This window comes from Variovorax sp. 10L426 (assembly GCF_056395305.1).
In genome coordinates this window covers 37,665-53,975 of the sequence record NZ_JBFTJF010000012.1, presented here as the reverse complement: position 1 = coordinate 53,975, position 16,311 = coordinate 37,665, and the positions used below count along the sequence as shown (strand labels likewise).

At 65.6% G+C, this 16,311-nt stretch carries 15 protein-coding genes; 14 read left to right on the top strand and 1 reads right to left on the bottom strand.

Features of this window, described 5'->3' with window-relative positions; genetic code table 11:
* Positions 1–150: 150 nt before the first annotated feature.
* The 12 genes from AC1DHL_RS18175 to AC1DHL_RS18120 all read left to right on the top strand — a co-directional run bounded on the left by AC1DHL_RS18175 (position 151) and on the right by AC1DHL_RS18120 (position 14,004).
* Complete coding sequence (locus AC1DHL_RS18175) at positions 151–1,344, top strand: porin (protein WP_478162863.1); 1,194 nt, start codon at positions 151–153, stop codon at positions 1,342–1,344.
* A 9-nt stretch (positions 1,345–1,353) separates the two neighbouring features.
* Positions 1,354–2,133, top strand: a complete 780-nt coding sequence (locus tag AC1DHL_RS18170; protein WP_478103016.1) for a bestrophin-like domain — start codon at positions 1,354–1,356, stop codon at positions 2,131–2,133.
* 90 nt (positions 2,134–2,223) lie between these two features.
* Complete coding sequence (locus AC1DHL_RS18165) at positions 2,224–2,697, top strand: universal stress protein (protein ID WP_478162862.1); 474 nt, start codon at positions 2,224–2,226, stop codon at positions 2,695–2,697.
* Complete coding sequence (locus AC1DHL_RS18160) at positions 2,669–3,373, top strand: hypothetical protein (protein ID WP_478162861.1); 705 nt, start codon at positions 2,669–2,671, stop codon at positions 3,371–3,373. Before AC1DHL_RS18165 ends, AC1DHL_RS18160 begins: the two co-directional genes overlap by 29 nt.
* Before the next feature lie 171 nt (positions 3,374–3,544).
* The gene (locus tag AC1DHL_RS18155; RefSeq protein ID WP_478162860.1) at positions 3,545–5,242 is read left to right on the top strand and encodes a DUF1302 domain-containing protein; all 1,698 of its coding nucleotides are present in this window, start codon (positions 3,545–3,547) and stop codon (positions 5,240–5,242) included.
* A gap of 10 nt (positions 5,243–5,252) precedes the next feature.
* The gene (locus AC1DHL_RS18150) at positions 5,253–6,602 is read left to right on the top strand and encodes a DUF1329 domain-containing protein (RefSeq protein ID WP_478103021.1); all 1,350 of its coding nucleotides are present in this window, start codon (positions 5,253–5,255) and stop codon (positions 6,600–6,602) included.
* 13 nt (positions 6,603–6,615) lie between these two features.
* Positions 6,616–7,701 carry a WD40/YVTN/BNR-like repeat-containing protein gene (locus tag AC1DHL_RS18145; protein WP_478162859.1) on the top strand — a complete coding sequence of 362 codons (1,086 nt, stop codon included), beginning with the start codon at positions 6,616–6,618 and terminating at the stop codon, positions 7,699–7,701.
* Between the two features lie 21 nt (positions 7,702–7,722).
* Positions 7,723–10,179, top strand: coding sequence for an efflux RND transporter permease subunit (locus tag AC1DHL_RS18140; protein ID WP_478162858.1), 2,457 nt, complete (start codon positions 7,723–7,725; stop codon positions 10,177–10,179).
* A gap of 21 nt (positions 10,180–10,200) precedes the next feature.
* Positions 10,201–10,668, top strand: coding sequence for a MaoC family dehydratase (locus AC1DHL_RS18135; protein ID WP_478103026.1), 468 nt, complete (start codon positions 10,201–10,203; stop codon positions 10,666–10,668).
* Positions 10,665–12,305: an alpha/beta fold hydrolase gene (locus AC1DHL_RS18130; protein ID WP_478162857.1), complete on the top strand. Its 1,641-nt coding sequence runs from the start codon at positions 10,665–10,667 to the stop codon at positions 12,303–12,305. The genes AC1DHL_RS18135 and AC1DHL_RS18130 overlap by 4 nt, the downstream gene beginning before the upstream one ends.
* Positions 12,305–13,120 (top strand): poly(3-hydroxyalkanoate) depolymerase, encoded by an 816-nt coding sequence (phaZ, locus tag AC1DHL_RS18125; RefSeq protein ID WP_478103028.1) that lies wholly within the window; start codon positions 12,305–12,307, stop codon positions 13,118–13,120. The genes AC1DHL_RS18130 and phaZ overlap by 1 nt, the downstream gene beginning before the upstream one ends.
* 116 nt (positions 13,121–13,236) lie before the next feature.
* Positions 13,237–14,004: an SDR family NAD(P)-dependent oxidoreductase gene (locus tag AC1DHL_RS18120; RefSeq protein WP_478103030.1), complete on the top strand. Its 768-nt coding sequence runs from the start codon at positions 13,237–13,239 to the stop codon at positions 14,002–14,004.
* Between the two features lie 5 nt (positions 14,005–14,009).
* On the opposite strand, the gene AC1DHL_RS18115 is transcribed toward AC1DHL_RS18120, so the two are convergent.
* Positions 14,010–14,288, bottom strand: a complete 279-nt coding sequence (locus AC1DHL_RS18115; protein WP_478103031.1) for a hypothetical protein — start codon at positions 14,286–14,288, stop codon at positions 14,010–14,012.
* Positions 14,289–14,631: 343 nt separating this feature from the next.
* Here AC1DHL_RS18115 and AC1DHL_RS18110 point away from each other — a divergent pair, with 343 nt between their 5' ends.
* Both AC1DHL_RS18110 and AC1DHL_RS18105 read left to right on the top strand, forming a co-directional pair.
* Entirely contained in the window at positions 14,632–14,994 is a 363-nt protein-coding gene (locus AC1DHL_RS18110; RefSeq protein WP_478162856.1) for a hypothetical protein, read from the top strand.
* Positions 14,995–15,086: 92 nt separating this feature from the next.
* Positions 15,087–16,295 (top strand): serine hydrolase domain-containing protein, encoded by a 1,209-nt coding sequence (locus AC1DHL_RS18105; protein WP_478162855.1) that lies wholly within the window; start codon positions 15,087–15,089, stop codon positions 16,293–16,295.
* Positions 16,296–16,311: the final 16 nt, after the last annotated feature.

Here is a 16,311-nt window from a genome sequence, read left to right as displayed (position 1 = left end):
ATCGCATAAAGGCTCCTGAACATCCGTGATGATTGGCCGGATGCTAGAGGATGCTAGAGGACTCGTGAAGCGCCAAATTGAGAATCGTCAACTCCCGACAAGGAAGAAACACGCAGACTTGGCCGAAACAATCGTGGGGGAAGAGATGAGATGAATCGCCATGCCGCCGGGGTCGCAGTCGCGCTCGCCCTCGGCGGCGTTGGCGCTGGCACTGCGCATGCGCAGCCCGACGAGCCCCTTGTTCCGGAGGAAGGAAAGCCGGGTTTCGAGTTCTACGGACAGGCCATGCTCGACGCCATCTACGATGGCGGGCGCATGCACCCTGACTGGCGGGCCACGCTCCGGCCATCGCAGATTCCGGTCATCTGTCCGGGTTCACCCGGATGCAGCGGCGACGGAACAACGCTCTTGAGCGTGCGGCAATCCAGCCTGGGCTTCAAGACGTACATCCCGACGACGATCGGCCCGATCAAGACCGACTTCAGCATCGACCTGTTTGGCACCCATGGCAGCACGCAGGCCCACTTGCTCGATGCCTGGGTCGCGTCGCCCATGTTCGGCGTCGGGCAGACGTACTCGAACTTCATGGACATCGATGTGCTCCCGGACATCATCGACTACTGGGGACCGAGCGGCATGGTCTTCGTGCGCACGCCGCAGTTGCGCTACGTGCCATTCGACCCACAGGGAATGCAGGTGGCGATCACGCTGGAGTCACCCAGTTCGGCGATCGACGCCGGGAGGCTGGCCAGGGTCGACCCGGCGCTCGGCGAAGGCATCACCGGCCACAACCGCGTGCCTGACCTCGTCGCCTCGTTCAGGCTCGAGCGGGACTGGGGCCACTTCCGCTCCGCCGCCATCTTGCGCGAGCTGGGCTATCACAACACCGAGTCGATCACGGGGAAGCCGTCCGGCACGCGGACCGGCTACGGCCTGAACCTTGCCGGTGCATTCAAGGTCGCCGGCAAGGATCAGGTGAACTTGCAGCTCGCGGTCGGGCGCGGGATCGCCAGCTACATGAACGACGGCGGCGTGGACCTGGCACCCGGCGCCGACCTGCGGGCCGAGGCCGTCGGATCGGTGGGATGGCTGGCCTACTACAACCACGCCTGGAGCGACAAGTGGAGCAGTTCGATCGGCTACAGCGAGCATCGGCAGAACAACACCGGAGGGCAGATCGCCACCGCCTTCCACAAGGGCGGCTATTCGTCGGTCAACCTGCTCTACACCACGGCCAGGAACCTGACGATCGGTGCCGAGTTGCTCTGGGGCCGACTCGAAGACAAGATCGGTGCGTCGCAGGTCGACAACCGCTTGCAGTTCTCGACGAAGCTGACCTTCTGAAAGATGCCAATGATCAAAATAGTGGACTACCCACTGCTCGTCTTCGTCGCAAGCTTCCTCTTCCTCTCGTTCTGCATATGGTTCGGCGCGCGCGTGCTCAGAAGATGGTCGAGGCCCCAGGAGAGCACGCGGGACAACTTCAGCATCGTCGTCGGGGCCACGCTGACGCTTCTGGGTCTCCTTGTCGGGTTCGGCTTCTCGATGGCCGTCGGCCGCTACGACCAGCGCAAGAATCTCGAGGAAGCGGAGGCCAACGCGATCGGTACCGAGTACCTGCGGGCCCAGCTGCTGCCTGCAGCGGACGCGGAGAAGGTCCGCGCCCTCCTGCGCGACTATTTCGATCAACGCATCCTGTTCTACACGACACGCGATCTGGACCAACTCCGCGAGGTCGATGCACGCACGGCAAAGCTGCAGGCCGAACTGTGGTCGGCTGTGGTGGCCCCGGCGGCAGCGGCGCCGCTGTCGCCGTCGGTCGCACTGGCCGTCTCGGGCATGAACGATGTCCTGAACGCGCAGGGTTATACGCAGGCCGCCTGGTGGAACCGGATTCCCCGTGCGGCATGGCTCCTGATGCTGGGCATTGCCGCCTGTTGCCATCTGCTGGTCGGCTACGGCGTGCGAGATGCGCACGCGGAACGCAGCCAACTGCTCGTGCTGCCGCTGGTCCTGGCCATTGCGTTCTTTCTCATTGCGGACATCGACAGCCCGCGCGGCGGCGTCATCCGCGTGAGTCCGCAGAACCTGGTGAGCCTCGGGGATTCGATGCGCCCGCCCGACAAGAAATGATGCCGCCGCATTGACGTGCGTCATTGCGGGCAGCCTGCACCACGCCGACACTGCGGAAGCCGTGGATCGCGTTCAATGGAAGGGATCGCCATGTACCGACGAATTCTTGTCCCCCTGGACGGCAGCGAGGCGTCCACGCAAGGATTGGACGAAGCCGTCCGCATGGCCCTGTCCAAGGGGGCGACGCTGCGGCTCGTGCATGTCGTCAACCGGTTCAGGAGCACGGTCGGCTTTGCGAGCCACGCGTCGTTCAAGCAGCAGTTGCCCGTCATCAAGGAGGCGGGCGAGCGCCTCTTGCAGCAGGGTCGCGAGCGCGCGGAGCGCGAAGGCTGCCACGTGGAAACGACGCTTCTTTCCTCGTTGTCCGAGGATTTGTCGGACATGATCGCGCAGGAGGCCAAGGCCTGGAACGCCGACCTCATCGTGATCGGGACGCACGGACGCCGAGGCATCGAGCGGATTCTCTGGGGCAGCGACGCGGCACAGGTCATGCGTGTCGCCCCGGTTCCGGTGTTGCTCGTCCAGGAGACGAGCGATGAAGGCGATGCAGCCGCGCAAAACTGACGCGATGGCTGAAAGCAACGCCAACGAAGAGACCGCGCGAGAACCGGTTCTCAGCCCGGTGGACCGTGTCTCGGAGATGCTCTTCGGCCTGTTCATGGCGCTCACATTTGCCGGAGCCGTGTCGGTGGCCGACTCGGGGCGCGAGGATCTCCGGCAGATGTTCATCGCCGCATTGGGCTGCAACCTGGCCTGGGGCCTGGTCGACGCCGTCATGTACCTCGTCCGCACAGTCACCGATCGCGGGCGATGGATCACGCTGGTTCGCTCGGTTCGCGAAGCGGCGAATGCGGAAACCGGTCGCCGGCTTGTTGCCGGCTCCTTGTCGCGGGTCGGGGCGAAGTTCGTCATGACGGCGGAACTCGAAGCCATTCGCGGCCGAATCGTCGCCCTGCCCTCCATCCCGTCGCGCCCCACCCTGCTGTGGCGCGACGTGCTCGCCGCCGCGGCGATCTTCCTGATCGTGGTGACGGCGACATTTCCGGTGGTGCTGCCTTTTGCGCTGATCCAGGATGTCCGGACCGCCATGACCGTGTCCCGCATCGTCGCGCTCGCGATGCTGTTCGTCGGAGGCCTCGCCCTGGGCCGCTACGCGGGGTATGGCAGCTGGAAGGTCGGCCTGATGATGGTCGGGCTCGGCACTGCGCTGGTGGCCGCGATCATGGCGCTCGGCGGCTGAGCGCGCCCCCGTCGGGGCCGTCCGTGGGCGCCCCGATCCAGACTTTCCCTACCCCCCTGCCCCCTCCACCAAGGAGGGGGAGTCGAGGGTGCGCGAATCCCAGAATTCCGCCCGGTCCTTGCTCATAGGCAGGTGAGACCACCCACTCACAAACGAAGAAACTGGAAACACGTGCACCACTCCCACCAAAAGACGGGATCCACCGAAACCCGCTCGTCCTTTCGCCTCGCGGCCGTCGCCGCTGCCACCCTGCTCGTGACGCTGTCTTCGGGCGGCGCGCATGCATTCGAATTCGACACCGGGAAAGAGGACCTCTCGATCCGCTGGGACAACACCCTCCGGTACAACTACGCGAATCGCGTGGCCAACCGCGACCCGAAGATCGGCAATTCGGCGGTCTCGGACGAGGGCACCTACAGCTTCAACAGCGGTGACACGGTGGCGAACCGCCTCGACGTCCTGTCGGAGTTCGACCTCACCTACAAGAAGCGCTACGGTGCAAGAGTGAGTGCCGCTGGGTGGTACGACAACGCGTACGGCAGCACCAGCCAGTCCAATCCGTTCCCGCCGCTGGTCAATATCCCCAGCTACGTCAATCACCAGTACAGCGACTACACCCAGCGCTACTACGCCGGACCTTCGGGCGAGTGGCTCGATGCCTTCCTGTTCGGTGGCGTCGATATCGGCAACGTGCCGGTCAACATGAAGTTCGGGCGCCATTCGCTCTACTGGGGCGAGTCGCTCTTCGTCAACGGCAACCTGAACGGCATCGCTTATTCGCAGAATCCGCTCGACCTGCAAAAGGGATTCGCGACGCCCGGCGTGGAAGCCAAGGAGCTGTTCCGGCCGCTCAACCAGATCTCGATGCAAGCCCAGGTGACCGACACCGTGTCGGTGGCGGCGCAGTACATGCTCCAGTGGGAAGCGTTCCGCTACCCTGAGGGCGGCACGTACCTCGGTCCGGTGGACTTCGCGTTCAACGGACCGGACCGCCAGTTCATCTCGCCCGCGCTCGGCTTTGCCCAGAACGGCGGCGCGGTCAAACCGCCGAATCACGGCGAGGGTGGCCTGTCGACGCGCTGGAGCCCCGAGTGGCTCGACGGCACGATGGGCTTCTACTGGCGCAACTTCGCCGACAAGCTGCCGCAGACCTTCATCACGCGCGTCGGTCCGAACATCAGCCGCTACAACCTGATCTACGCCGACAACATCGACCTGCTCGGCGTGAGCCTGGCGAAGAACATCGGCGGCATCAGCTTCGGCTCCGAGCTCTCGTATCGCCACAACACGCCGCTGAACAGCACGGTGCTTGGCATTTCACCCGGCTTGCCTGCGTCGGGCGACACCAACGGACCGCGCGGAGACACCTTCCACGGCCTGGTCAATGCCGTGGGCGTGATCCCGAAGACCGCTGTGTTCGACACGGCGACCTACGGTGCAGAACTCACCTGGGCCACCTGGTCGAAGGTCACCAGCGGCAAGAACCTCTTCTTCGCCGAGGGCTTCGCGGCCTGTGCCGGCAAGGACAAATGGGACGGTTGCACGACGAAGAACTACTTCGGCGCCGGTCTCAACTTCACGCCCACCTGGTTCCAGGTGTGGCCGGGCGTCGACGTGTCGGCACCCCTCACATACGCCGTGGGACTCTACGGCAACGCGCCAACCGTGTTCGGCGGCAATCAGGCCAACGGCAACTACAGCGTCGGCGTCGGCTTCGACGTCCGGCAGAAATACCGCTTCGATCTGAAATACATCAACTATGTCGGCCGCTACCGCGACAACGGCTACGCCGTGACCAGCCAGAACGGCTTCACGACGCTGCTCGACGACCGCGCTTTCGTGAGCCTGACCTTCAAGACCACCTTCTAAGGACTCCACCATGAAATTCACCTACTCGCTGATTGCAGGCGTCGTCGCCGCAACGGCAAGCCTGGCCGCCCAGGCGGCCATCACCGCCGACGAGGCCAAGGCCCTCGGCACGACCCTGACGCCCGTCGGCGCGGAAAAGGCCGGCAACAAGGACGGCACCATTCCGGCCTATGAAGGCGGCCTGAAGACGGCTCCCGCAGGCTTCAAGGCAGGCGACGGCATCCGCCCGGACCCCTTCGCCGGTGAGAAGCCGCGCCTCGTGATCGACGCCAAGAACATGGCCCAGTACGCCGATCACCTGACCGACGGCACCAAGACGCTGCTGAAGACGTATCCGAGCTTCCGCGTGGATGTCTACCCGACGCATCGCACCGTCGCCTTCCCGAAGTTCGTCACCGACAACACGGCGACCAACGCGACCCAGGCCAAGACCACCAACGACGGCCGTTCGATCGAAGGCGCGCACGCCGGCTTCCCGTTCCCCATTCCGAAGAATGGCTACGAAGCCATGTGGAACCACCTGGTGCGCTTCAACGGCCAGAGCTATGAAGCCAAGTACCGCAACCTGAACGTCGATGCCAGCGGCCACTCGGCCCTGGCCACCGAAGGCGTCAGCGTGCAGGACTTCCCGTTCTGGGACCCCAGCAAGGCCACGGCGGATACCTACTGGCGCATCAAGCTGACCTACACCGGACCGGCACGCCGCGCCGGCGAGGCCCTGCTGATCGTCGACCCGCTCGACATCGGCAACAAGGATCGCCGCGCCTGGATGTACCTGCCCGGCCAGCGCCGCGTCAAGGTGGCTCCGGACCTGTCCTTCGACACGCCCAACCCGGGCACCGCAGGCGCCACGACCTTCGACGACACCTTCATCTTCAACGGCTCCATGGACCGCTTCGACTTCAAGCTGCTCGGCAAGAAGGAGATGTACCTGCCCTACAACGACTACGCCGCGGTATACCAGTCGAAGCAGGACGACCTGCTCAAGCCCAACCACCTGAACCCGGACCTGGTTCGCTGGGAACTCCATCGCGTGTGGGCCGTGGAAGCCACGCTGCGCGAGGGCAAGCGCCACGTCTACAGCAAGCGCACCTTCTACCTCGACGAGGACTCGTGGGCAGCCTTGGCATCGGATAACTATGACGCACGCGGCCAGCTCTACCGCTCGGGCTTTGCCTACATGACGCCCAGCTACGACCTCCCGGCCCCGTACACCGACATGTTCGGCCACTACGACTTCGCCGCGCGGGTCTATTCGCTGACCGGCTACATCGCGGAAACCGGCGGCCTGCGCCAGACCAAGGCGCTGTCCGACCGCGAGTGGACCGCCGACTCGCTCGCCGGTGCGGGCGTTCGCTGAACGAGGCCCATCGATGAACGCGAAGCGATTCACCCTCAGCGGCCTGGCACTCGCCGCGACGCTGGCCGCCACCTCGGCGTGGGCGGTACAGCCCGCCGGATGGCGTGACGTGCTGGACACGCCGGCCATGAAGAGCCCGCTCGCTTCGCGCACGTTGCTCAATGGGCTGGCCAGTGCCGGCAACCGCGTCGTGGCCGTGGGCCAGCGCGGACACATCGTCTATTCCGACGATGCCGGCAAGAACTGGCGGCAGGCCGAAGTGCCTGTCAGCTCGGACCTGGTGGCCGTGACCTTTCCGACCGCGACAAACGGATGGGCCGTGGGGCACGACGGCGTCGTGCTGCGCTCCAACGATGCAGGCCTGAGCTGGACCACCCAGCTCGACGGCCGGCGCGTTGGCGACATCATGGTCCGCTACTACCAGCGCGAAGCCGCCGCCTTGGCGGTCGATGATCCGAAGCGCGCCGGGCTGCTGGTAGACGAAGCCCGGCGCTTCGAGGTGCAAGGGGCGGAGAACCCCTTCCTCGACGTGTGGTTCCGCGATGCATCCGAAGGCTTCGTCGTCGGTGCATTCGGCCTCGTCCTGCACACCAGGGACGGTGGCGCGACCTGGGAGCCTTGGCTGCACGCCGTCGACAACCCGAAGGGCCTGCACCTCTATGCGGTGCGTGGCATCGGCGCCGACACCTACATTGCCGGCGAGCAGGGATTGCTGCTCAAGCTGGAGCACGGCGACACACGTTTCCGCGCACTCGAACTGCCCTACAAGGGCACCCTTTTCGGCATCACGGGCAATGCCCGTTCGCTCATCGCCTACGGCCTGCGCGGCACGGTGCTGCGCAGCACCGACGGCGGACGCAACTGGCAGCAGACGCCGACGGGCCTGCAGGTCGGCATGACCGCCGGCATGCGGCAGGACGACGGACGCATCGTCCTCGTCAGCCAGGCCGGCCACGTCCTGACCAGCACCGACGACGGCGCAAGTTTCAAGGCCGCCTCCGTCGAGCGCACCGTACCCGCCGCGGCAGTGGCGACACCCGCCAAGGGCGCGCTCGTCATCGCAGGGCCGCGCGGCGCCCAATCGCTTCAACTGCCCTGATCGGGCAGACGGATCTCGCACATGCACACCCCCACATCCGCGGACACGTCCGCGCCGAGTTCGCTCGAGCAATTCGACACCCGCTCAGGCTCGCGCCTGGAGCGGTTGATCTTCAATCACAGGTTCGCGGTGATGGTCTTCTGCGGCCTCATCACGCTGCTGCTGGGCTTCATGGCCATGACGCGGCTGACGCTGAATGCCAGCTTCGAGAAGATGCTTCCGCAGGGCCACCCCTACATCCAGAACTACCTGGAGAACCGCACGGAACTGCGCGGGCTGGGCAACTCCCTGCGCATCGTCGTGGAGAACACCAAAGGCGACATCTACGACCCCGCTTACCTCGCCGCGCTGAAGAAGATCCAGGACGAACTCTTTCTCACGCCCGGTGTCGATCGCGCGTGGATGAAGTCCCTCTGGGCACCCGCCGTGCGATGGACGGAAGTGACCGAGGAAGGCTTCCAGGGCGGCCCGGTGATGCCTGACAACTACGACGGCTCGCAGGCCTCCACCGAGCGGCTGCGCGGCAACATCGCGCGCGCCGGACTGGTGGGCAACCTCGTCGGCAATGACTTCAAGTCGAGCATGATCGTCGTGCCGCTGCTCGACTCGGACGCCACGCAGGGCAAGCGCCTCGACTACCGCGGCCTGTCGCAGGCGCTCGATCAGATGCGCGCGCGCTACGAGACCGACGCGCAAGGCAACCCCACCGGCATCCGCGTGCACAGCATCGGCTTCGCGAAGCTGGTCGGAGACCTGATCGAAGGCCTCTACCAGGTGGCGCTGTACTTCGGCCTCGCCGCGCTGGTGGCGACGCTCATCATCTATTTCTACACGCGATGTGTTCGAAGCACCGCGCTGGTGGTCGCGTGCTCGCTGGTGGCCGTGGTCTGGCAGCTGGGGCTGGTGGCCGGTCTCGGCTTCGAACTGGACCCCTACTCCATCCTCGTGCCCTTCCTCGTCTTCGCGATCGGCGTGTCGCACGGTGCGCAGAAGATGAACGGGATCATGCAGGACATCGGCCGCGGCGCGCACCGCCTGGTCGCTGCACGATTCACCTTCCGCCGCCTGTTCCTCGCCGGACTGACCGCGCTGGTCGCCGACGCGGTGGGATTCGCCGTGCTGATGATGATCGACATCCCGGTCATCAAGGACCTCGCGCTCACAGCGAGCATCGGCGTGGCGGTGCTGATCGTCACCAACCTGATCCTGCTGCCGGTGCTGCTTTCGTACATCGGCGTGAGCGCCAAGGCCGCACAACGCAGCCTGCGTGCGGAAAGCGGCGACGAAGCACGCGGCTTCAACCGCGTCTACACCTGGCTCGAACGCTTCACCGAGCGTCGCTGGGCCATCGGCACCGTCGCATCGGCCGCTGTGCTGGTGGCGGTCGGCTTCGCGGTCAGCACCCATCTCAAGATCGGCGACCTCGACCCCGGTGCGCCGGAATTGCGGCCGGACTCGCGCTACAACCGCGACAACGCCTTCATCACAGCCAACTACTCGCTGTCGAGCGACACCTTCGCGGTGATCGTCAAGACCGCCAAGGAAGGCTGCCTGAAGTACGAGACGCTCGTCGAAGCCGACCGCCTGGCCTGGACGCTCCAGCAGGTGCCCGGCGTGCAGACGACGAATTCGCTGGCGAACGCCGTGCGCCAGATCACCGCCGGCAGCAACGAAGGCAGCCCCAAGTGGCTGACCATCGCGCGCAACCAGGACGTGCTGAACTACGGCGCGCAGCAGGCCAGCGTGAACAACCCTGAGCTGTTCAACACCGAGTGCTCGGTCATGCCGGTGATCGCCTACCTGGCCGACCATCGCGCCGAGACGCTCGACCGCGTCGTGCAAGCCAGTGCCGCTTTCGCCGATGCGCACAGCAACGGCGACCGCAAGTTCCTGCTCGCCGCGGGCGGCGCCGGCATCGAGTCGGCCACCAACATCGTGGTCCACAAGGCCTGGACCCAGATGCTGATGCTGGTCTACGCCGCCGTGATCGTGCTGTGCTTCATCACCTTCCGCAGCTGGCGTGCCGTGGTGGTGGCCGTGGTGCCGCTTGTCATCACGTCGGTCCTGTGCGAAGCCCTGATGGTCTGCCTCGGCATCGGCGTCAAGGTGGCCACGCTGCCGGTGATCGCGCTCGGCGTCGGCATCGGCGTGGACTACGCGTTGTACCTGCTGAGTGTGCAACTCGCCCGTCAACGCGCCGGTGCATCGCTCGCGCAGGCTTACCGCGACGCATTGCAATTCACCGGCAAGGTGGTCGTACTCGTCGGCGTGACACTGGCTGCGGGCGTGCTGACCTGGGCGCTCTCGCCCATCAAGTTCCAGGCCGACATGGGCATCCTGCTGGCTTTCATGTTCATCTGGAACATGGTCGGCGCCGTGCTGTTGATCCCCGCCCTGTCGCACTTCCTGCTGCGCCCGCGTGCGCCTGCCGCCTTGTTGGTCGATGCACCCGCGGCCGAGCCTGCAGTGGCTGCCTGATCCGAATCTCCCGAAAGTCTCATGGCTCAACAAGAAACCTATTCCACATCGGCCCTTCCGGACCACGTCGGCCGTGACTTCGGGACGTCCACCGCCATCCTGCTCGACCAGACGCGCATCGATCGCTTTGCGCAATGCACCGGAGACACGCAGTGGATCCATGTGGACGTGGATCGCGCACGCTCGGAAGGACCGTTTCTGGGCACGATCGCGCACGGACTGCTCGTGCTGTCGCTGATTCCGGCAGCGCACTTCGAACTCGGCGTCTATCCGAGCGATGCCGTCAACGTCCTGAACTACGGATTCGACCGGGTGCGTTTTCTCGCGCCGGTGCCTTCGGGCACCCTCGTGCAATTGCGCGTGGAATTGACCGAAGTGACGACGAAGACCGGCGGCTTCCTGGTCCGGTGCAAGAACGCGGCGCACAGCCTCGTCGATCCCTCGCGACCCTTGATGGTGGCCGACTCGCTCGCGATGGTGACGGCATGATCGAAACAGAAAAGCCGGCAAGCACCTCGCGCCTGACCGATTCGCTCGGCGCGCTTTCCATGGGCGCGCTGATGCAGCCGTTCAAGTCGATGGAGGGCCTGCGCCGCGCCACGGCCGAGTTGATCAAGGTCACGACCGGTCAATCCACGATCAGTCCATCGCCGAACGACCGCCGTTTCGACGACCCGGCCTGGCAGGACAACGGCATGTACCGCCGCCTGATGCAGACCCACCTCGCCGTGGTCCGGGAGATCCATCGCATTGCCGGCGAACTGGACCTCCAGCCACGCGACGAGGCCAGGGCAAAGATGATGCTCGGGATGGTGACCGACGCGCTCGCGCCCACCAACACGCTGGTCGGCAATCCGGCGGCGCTCAAGCGCACCATCGAGACGGGCGGACTCAACCTCGCCGACGGTATCCGCCAGATGGCCGCCGACTGGCGCGACAACGGCGGCCTGCCCTCGTCGGTGGATGGCTCCGGCTTCGTCGTCGGCGAGAACCTCGCCGCGACGCCGGGGTCGGTGGTACACCGCGACGACCTGCTGGAGCTCATCCAGTACAGGGCGCAGACCGACACCGTACACGGCACGCCGCTCTTCATCGTCCCGCCGCAGATCAACAAGTACTACGTTTGGGATCTCGCGCCGGGCCGCAGCCTGATCGAGTTCCTCGTGCAGCAAGGCTTCACCGTCAATGTGGTGAGTTGGTTCAACCCCGAGGCCGGCCAGTCGGACTGGGGCCTGGAAACCTACGTGATGGCGCTGGAGCGGGCGATGGACGTCGCGCGCAGCATCTCGCGTTCCGAGCAGCTGCATGTGCTCGGCGCCTGCTCGGGTGGCATCACCTCGGCGGCGCTGCTGGGCCATCTCGCAGCCAAGGGCAGCGACTGGGCCCGCAGCCTGACCTTGCTGGTTTCCATCCTGGACATCGATGGCATTGCCGACAGCTCGATGGGCCTGTTCGCGCACCTGGAGACGCTCGACCTGGCACGCACGCTCAGCGGCGCGAAAGGCGTTCTCGAAGGCAAGGACCTGGCGAAGATCTTCGCCTCCCTGCGGCCGAACGAGCTCATCTGGAACTACTGGGTCAACAACTACCTGATGGGCCGGAAGCCCTCGGCGTTCGACATCCTCTACTGGAACGCGGACACCACGCGCCTGCCTGCCCGGCTGCACGCCGACTTCATCGCGCTGCTGGAATCCAACGCGCTGGCCAAACCCGGCGGACTGTCGATCGGCGAAACGCCGCTTTCGCTCGGCGACGTCAAATGCGACAGCTACATCCTCGCGGGCACGACCGACCACATCACGCCATGGGACGGCTGCTACCAGACGCGTCGCCTGCTCGGCGGCCACAGCGAGTTCGTCCTGAGCTCCAGCGGCCACGTGCAGTCGATCGTCAATCCGCCCGGAGGCAGTCGCAAGAGCGCCTTCCTCACGCATCCCGGAAGCCACGAGACGCCGGAGGAATTCGAAGCCGGCAGCATCCGCCACGAAGGCAGCTGGTGGCCCCACCTGGCCGCATGGCTTGCCAAACGTTCTGATCCGAAACGACGCGCTCCACGCCAGGAAGGATCGCGTGCCCATCCCCCGCTGTGCGCCGCACCCGGCACCTACGTGGGCAGCGGCACCTGATGGCGCCCAAGCATCTCCTGACCACCCAATTCATCGACCTCGACGGCCAGCGCGTGCGGATTGCCATCGGCGGAGCGCCGAAGGCGACCCGCACACTGTTGCTGTTCAACGGCATCGGTGCAAGCATCGAGACCATGGCGCCCTTCATCGAGTGCTTCGAGCGCATGCGCGTCGTTGCCTTCGACGTCCCGGGCGTCGGCGAATCGCCGGTGCCGTGGCTGCCCTATCGCCTGCCCGGCGTCGCGGATCTTGCGGCCCGGCTGCTCGATGCGCTCGGCATCGACCAGGCAGACATCTTCGGCGTCTCCTGGGGCGGCGCGGCGGCGCAGGAGTTCGCGATACGCCATGCGGCGCGCTGCCGCACGCTCACGCTGGCAGCCACCTGTGCCGGGTTCGTCATGGTGCCGGGACGGCCCGGCGTGCTGCTGAAGATGCTGAGCCCACGGCGCTATCTCGACCCGTCATACCTCGTGCGCATCGGCGGCGAACTCTATGGAGGTGCGCTGCGCTTCGAGCGCGACCTGCTGCAAATGCACGCGCAGGCAATGCGCGAACCGAGCCGACTGGGCTACCTCTACCAGTTGATCGCGACGCTGGGTTGGACCAGCTGGCATCGGCTTCACCGCGTCAAGGCGCCCGCGCTGGTGCTGATGGGCGCCGACGATCCCATCGTGCCGCCCGTCAACGGGCGCATCATCGCGAGCAGCCTCCGCGACGCGACGCTGGAAACGATCGATTGCGGCCACCTGTTCGTGCTGACGCAACCGGTTGCCACGGCGCGGCGCATCGAGCGATTCATCGATTCGCATCGTTGAGCCAAGCCATGGCGTTCCACGTACGTGGGAATAGGTAGCACCCGGGATTTGCCCTGCACGCTGACGGATCAAGAATCGAGCGTGCTCGGACACTTCACCCATCAAGGGGGCGAATCATGAACCTGAAGGGCAAAGTCGCCATCGTCACCGGCGGCAACAGCGGCATCGGCCTCGCCATCGTGCTGGAGCTCGCCAGACAAGGGGCCAACATCGTCATCGACTACGTCGTGCATCCCGAAGCGACCGAGGCGACCGAGCAGCAAGTCCGCGCGCTCGGCGACCAGGCGATCGGGGTACAGGCTGACGTGAGCAAGGTCGCCGACTTGCAAAGGCTGGTTACCACCGCCGTCGAGGCGTTCGGCCGCATCGACGTCATGGTCAACAACGCCGGGGTGGAGACGCGCACATCCGTGCTCGACACGTCCGAGGCGGACTACGACAAGGTGCTCGCCATCAATCTCAAGAGCGCGTTCTTCGGCACCCAGATCGCAGCGCGGCAGATGGTCAAGCAAGGCGGCGGCGGACGCATCATCAACGTCAGCTCCGTGCACGAAGACTGGCCGATGCCGGGCAACGCCGCCTACTGCCTGTCGAAGGGTGGAATGCGCATGCTCACGCGCACGGCGGGCGTCGAGCTGGCGCCGCACAACATCCTCGTCGTCGGCGTCGGCCCTGGCGCGGTGGCGACGCCGATCAATCAATCCACCATGAACAATCAGGTGTTGCTGGCGAAACTCGACGCGGCCATTCCGCTGGGCCGCATGGCCCGCCCGGAGGAGATTGCGAGCGTGGTGGCCTTCCTCGCGAGCGACGGTGCGAGCTACCTCACGGCCACGACGATCTTCGCCGACGGCGGAATCATGCAAAGCAGTCCTGGACTGTGATTGCGTCAGCGAAGCTTGGCCAGATCGGCGTAGAGCGATTCAGCGATACGCCTGCCCTTTTCGGTCTCGCCCACCTTGAAAGCCGCGAGCAATTCCTGGATTTTTCCATCCAGGCTCCTCGCGGCGTCCCCCGCGAGATGGGGCCGGATTTCGGACCAGAGTTCACCCGTCGCGGCCATGTGCGCCACGCTGCCGTCACTCCATGACGGGAATTGCTCAGGCGCAACATTCATCGCCACCGCGACGAGCGCCGAAAGCTCTTCCAGTTTTTCCTCGATATTCAAAAGACTTCTCCGCGGCGGCCGCGGACAACCATGTGGCCAGGTCCCATGTTCGAGATGCTTCGTATTGTTCGTGCGCCTAGCATAGCCGCACTTCAAGCTACGCGCGTGTCCGAGCTCGTCGATGAACTGACGATTGGCTGATAACGCCTCGCCCAATCAAGCAGGCACGGCCCAGCCGGGCGCCACCTACGTGGCGTTGCGTGGCGACCGGGATGGACGGGTTACATGTGCGCGCTCATCATCGGCTCGCGGGGCCGGCCGTTCTTGCGCCCGCGAAAGGAATGCCATCTGCAGAACATTGCCGGCGGCATGCGGTGTCGACTCGAAGCCGCCTCGTCAAAACATGCCTAACGTCGTGTATGTCGTCGTCGTTGACCCGCGCGATCGCGCATGGATCGAATCGGCGCTCGGGCGCAGCGTGGAACTGGTATTTCTCGAGGGCGGCTTCGACCTTCTCGCCAGAATGCCGCGCGGACCCGGTCATTGCCTGATCCTCTCGGGCGACGAGGACGAGACGGCCACGCTGCGACTGGTGCGCGATCTCAGGGACTCGGGCAATACCCTCCCGGTGATCGTCCTGGGGCCGCACACCGCGTTTCGCACCGCGGTGGCCATCGCGCGCCTCGATGCCACCGATTTTCTAGAGCGACCGGTCAGCGTACGCCAGTTGCTGACGGCCGTACGCCGGGTCTGCGCATCTGCCTAGGGCAAATACCAACAGGGTCATGACGGCACGATGCGACCCGATTGGGTGTTCAATGCGCAGGACGTCATCACATCAACAAAGGAATTTGCAGCATGAAGCCTGGAAGGATCGTTCTCGGGGCGCTGGCCGTCGTCGCCATTGCCGGTGCAGCGGGCTGGTTCAGTCTCGACAAGGAAACGCGCGGGTTGCTCGCCACGCTGCCGACCAATCGCGACGTGCTGTTCTGGAGCGAGCCGCAGCGCGATGCAGGGTTCCGGGCCCTCGACCGTCTGCCGGTGCTGGCCAAGGCGCGCGTCGTCGCCGCCGGCACCGCGCCATCGCCCTTGCCGCCGGGTCCACCGCTGGCGCTGCCGGTGGACGTCGACGCCTACATGGCGAAGCAAAGGACTGCCGCCCTTCTGATCCTGCACGACGGCAAGCTACGCCTGGAGCGCTACGGCCTGGGCTTCGACCGGGACGGGCGCTGGACGAGTTTCTCCGTGGCGAAGTCCATCACCTCCACGCTGCTCGGCGCCGCCGTCCGTGACGGCCATATCCGCAGCCTCGACGACAAGGTCAGCGACTACATCCAGGAGATGAAGGGCTCGGCCTACGACGTCGTCAGCATTCGCCAGCTCCTGACGATGACATCCGGCGTGCGTTGGAACGAGGACTATGCCGATCCGAATTCGGACGTGGCGCGCTTCAACAACCACAAGCCCGAAGAAGGCGTCGATGCGCTGGTGAGCTACCTTCGCCAGCTGCCGCGGGCAGCGCCGCCCGGGACCCGTTGGAACTACAGCACAGGCGAGACCAACCTGGTGGGCGTACTGGTGACGCGCGCAACGGGCAAGCCGCTGGCAAGCTACCTGTCGGAAAAGATCTGGGTGCCGGCCGGCATGGAGCAGAAGGCCACGTGGATCCTGAGCAGCACCGGCCAGGAAATCAGCGGTTGCTGCATCCAGGCGGCCACGCGCGACTTCGCCCGTTTCGGGCAATTCATCCTCGACGGTGCGCGTGCCGGCGGGCAGCCTGTCGTGGCCGACGGCTGGCTGGCCGAGGCCACCACGCGCCAAGCGGACATCGGGCGGCCGGGCCGCGGTTACGGCTTCCAGTGGTGGACCTACGACGACGGCAGCTTCGCGGCGCGCGGCATCTTCGGCCAGGGCATCTTCATCGACCCGAAGCGCAGGCTGGTGATCGCCTCCAACGGCGACTGGCCCGTGGCCACGGGCCGCGCCGAGATCGAGGCGCGCGAGGACTTCTACAAGGCGGTGCAGAAGTCCATCGACGACGAAGCGGCGCGAAAGCCTGGCGGCTAGCGCCGCGCCCCCTCCT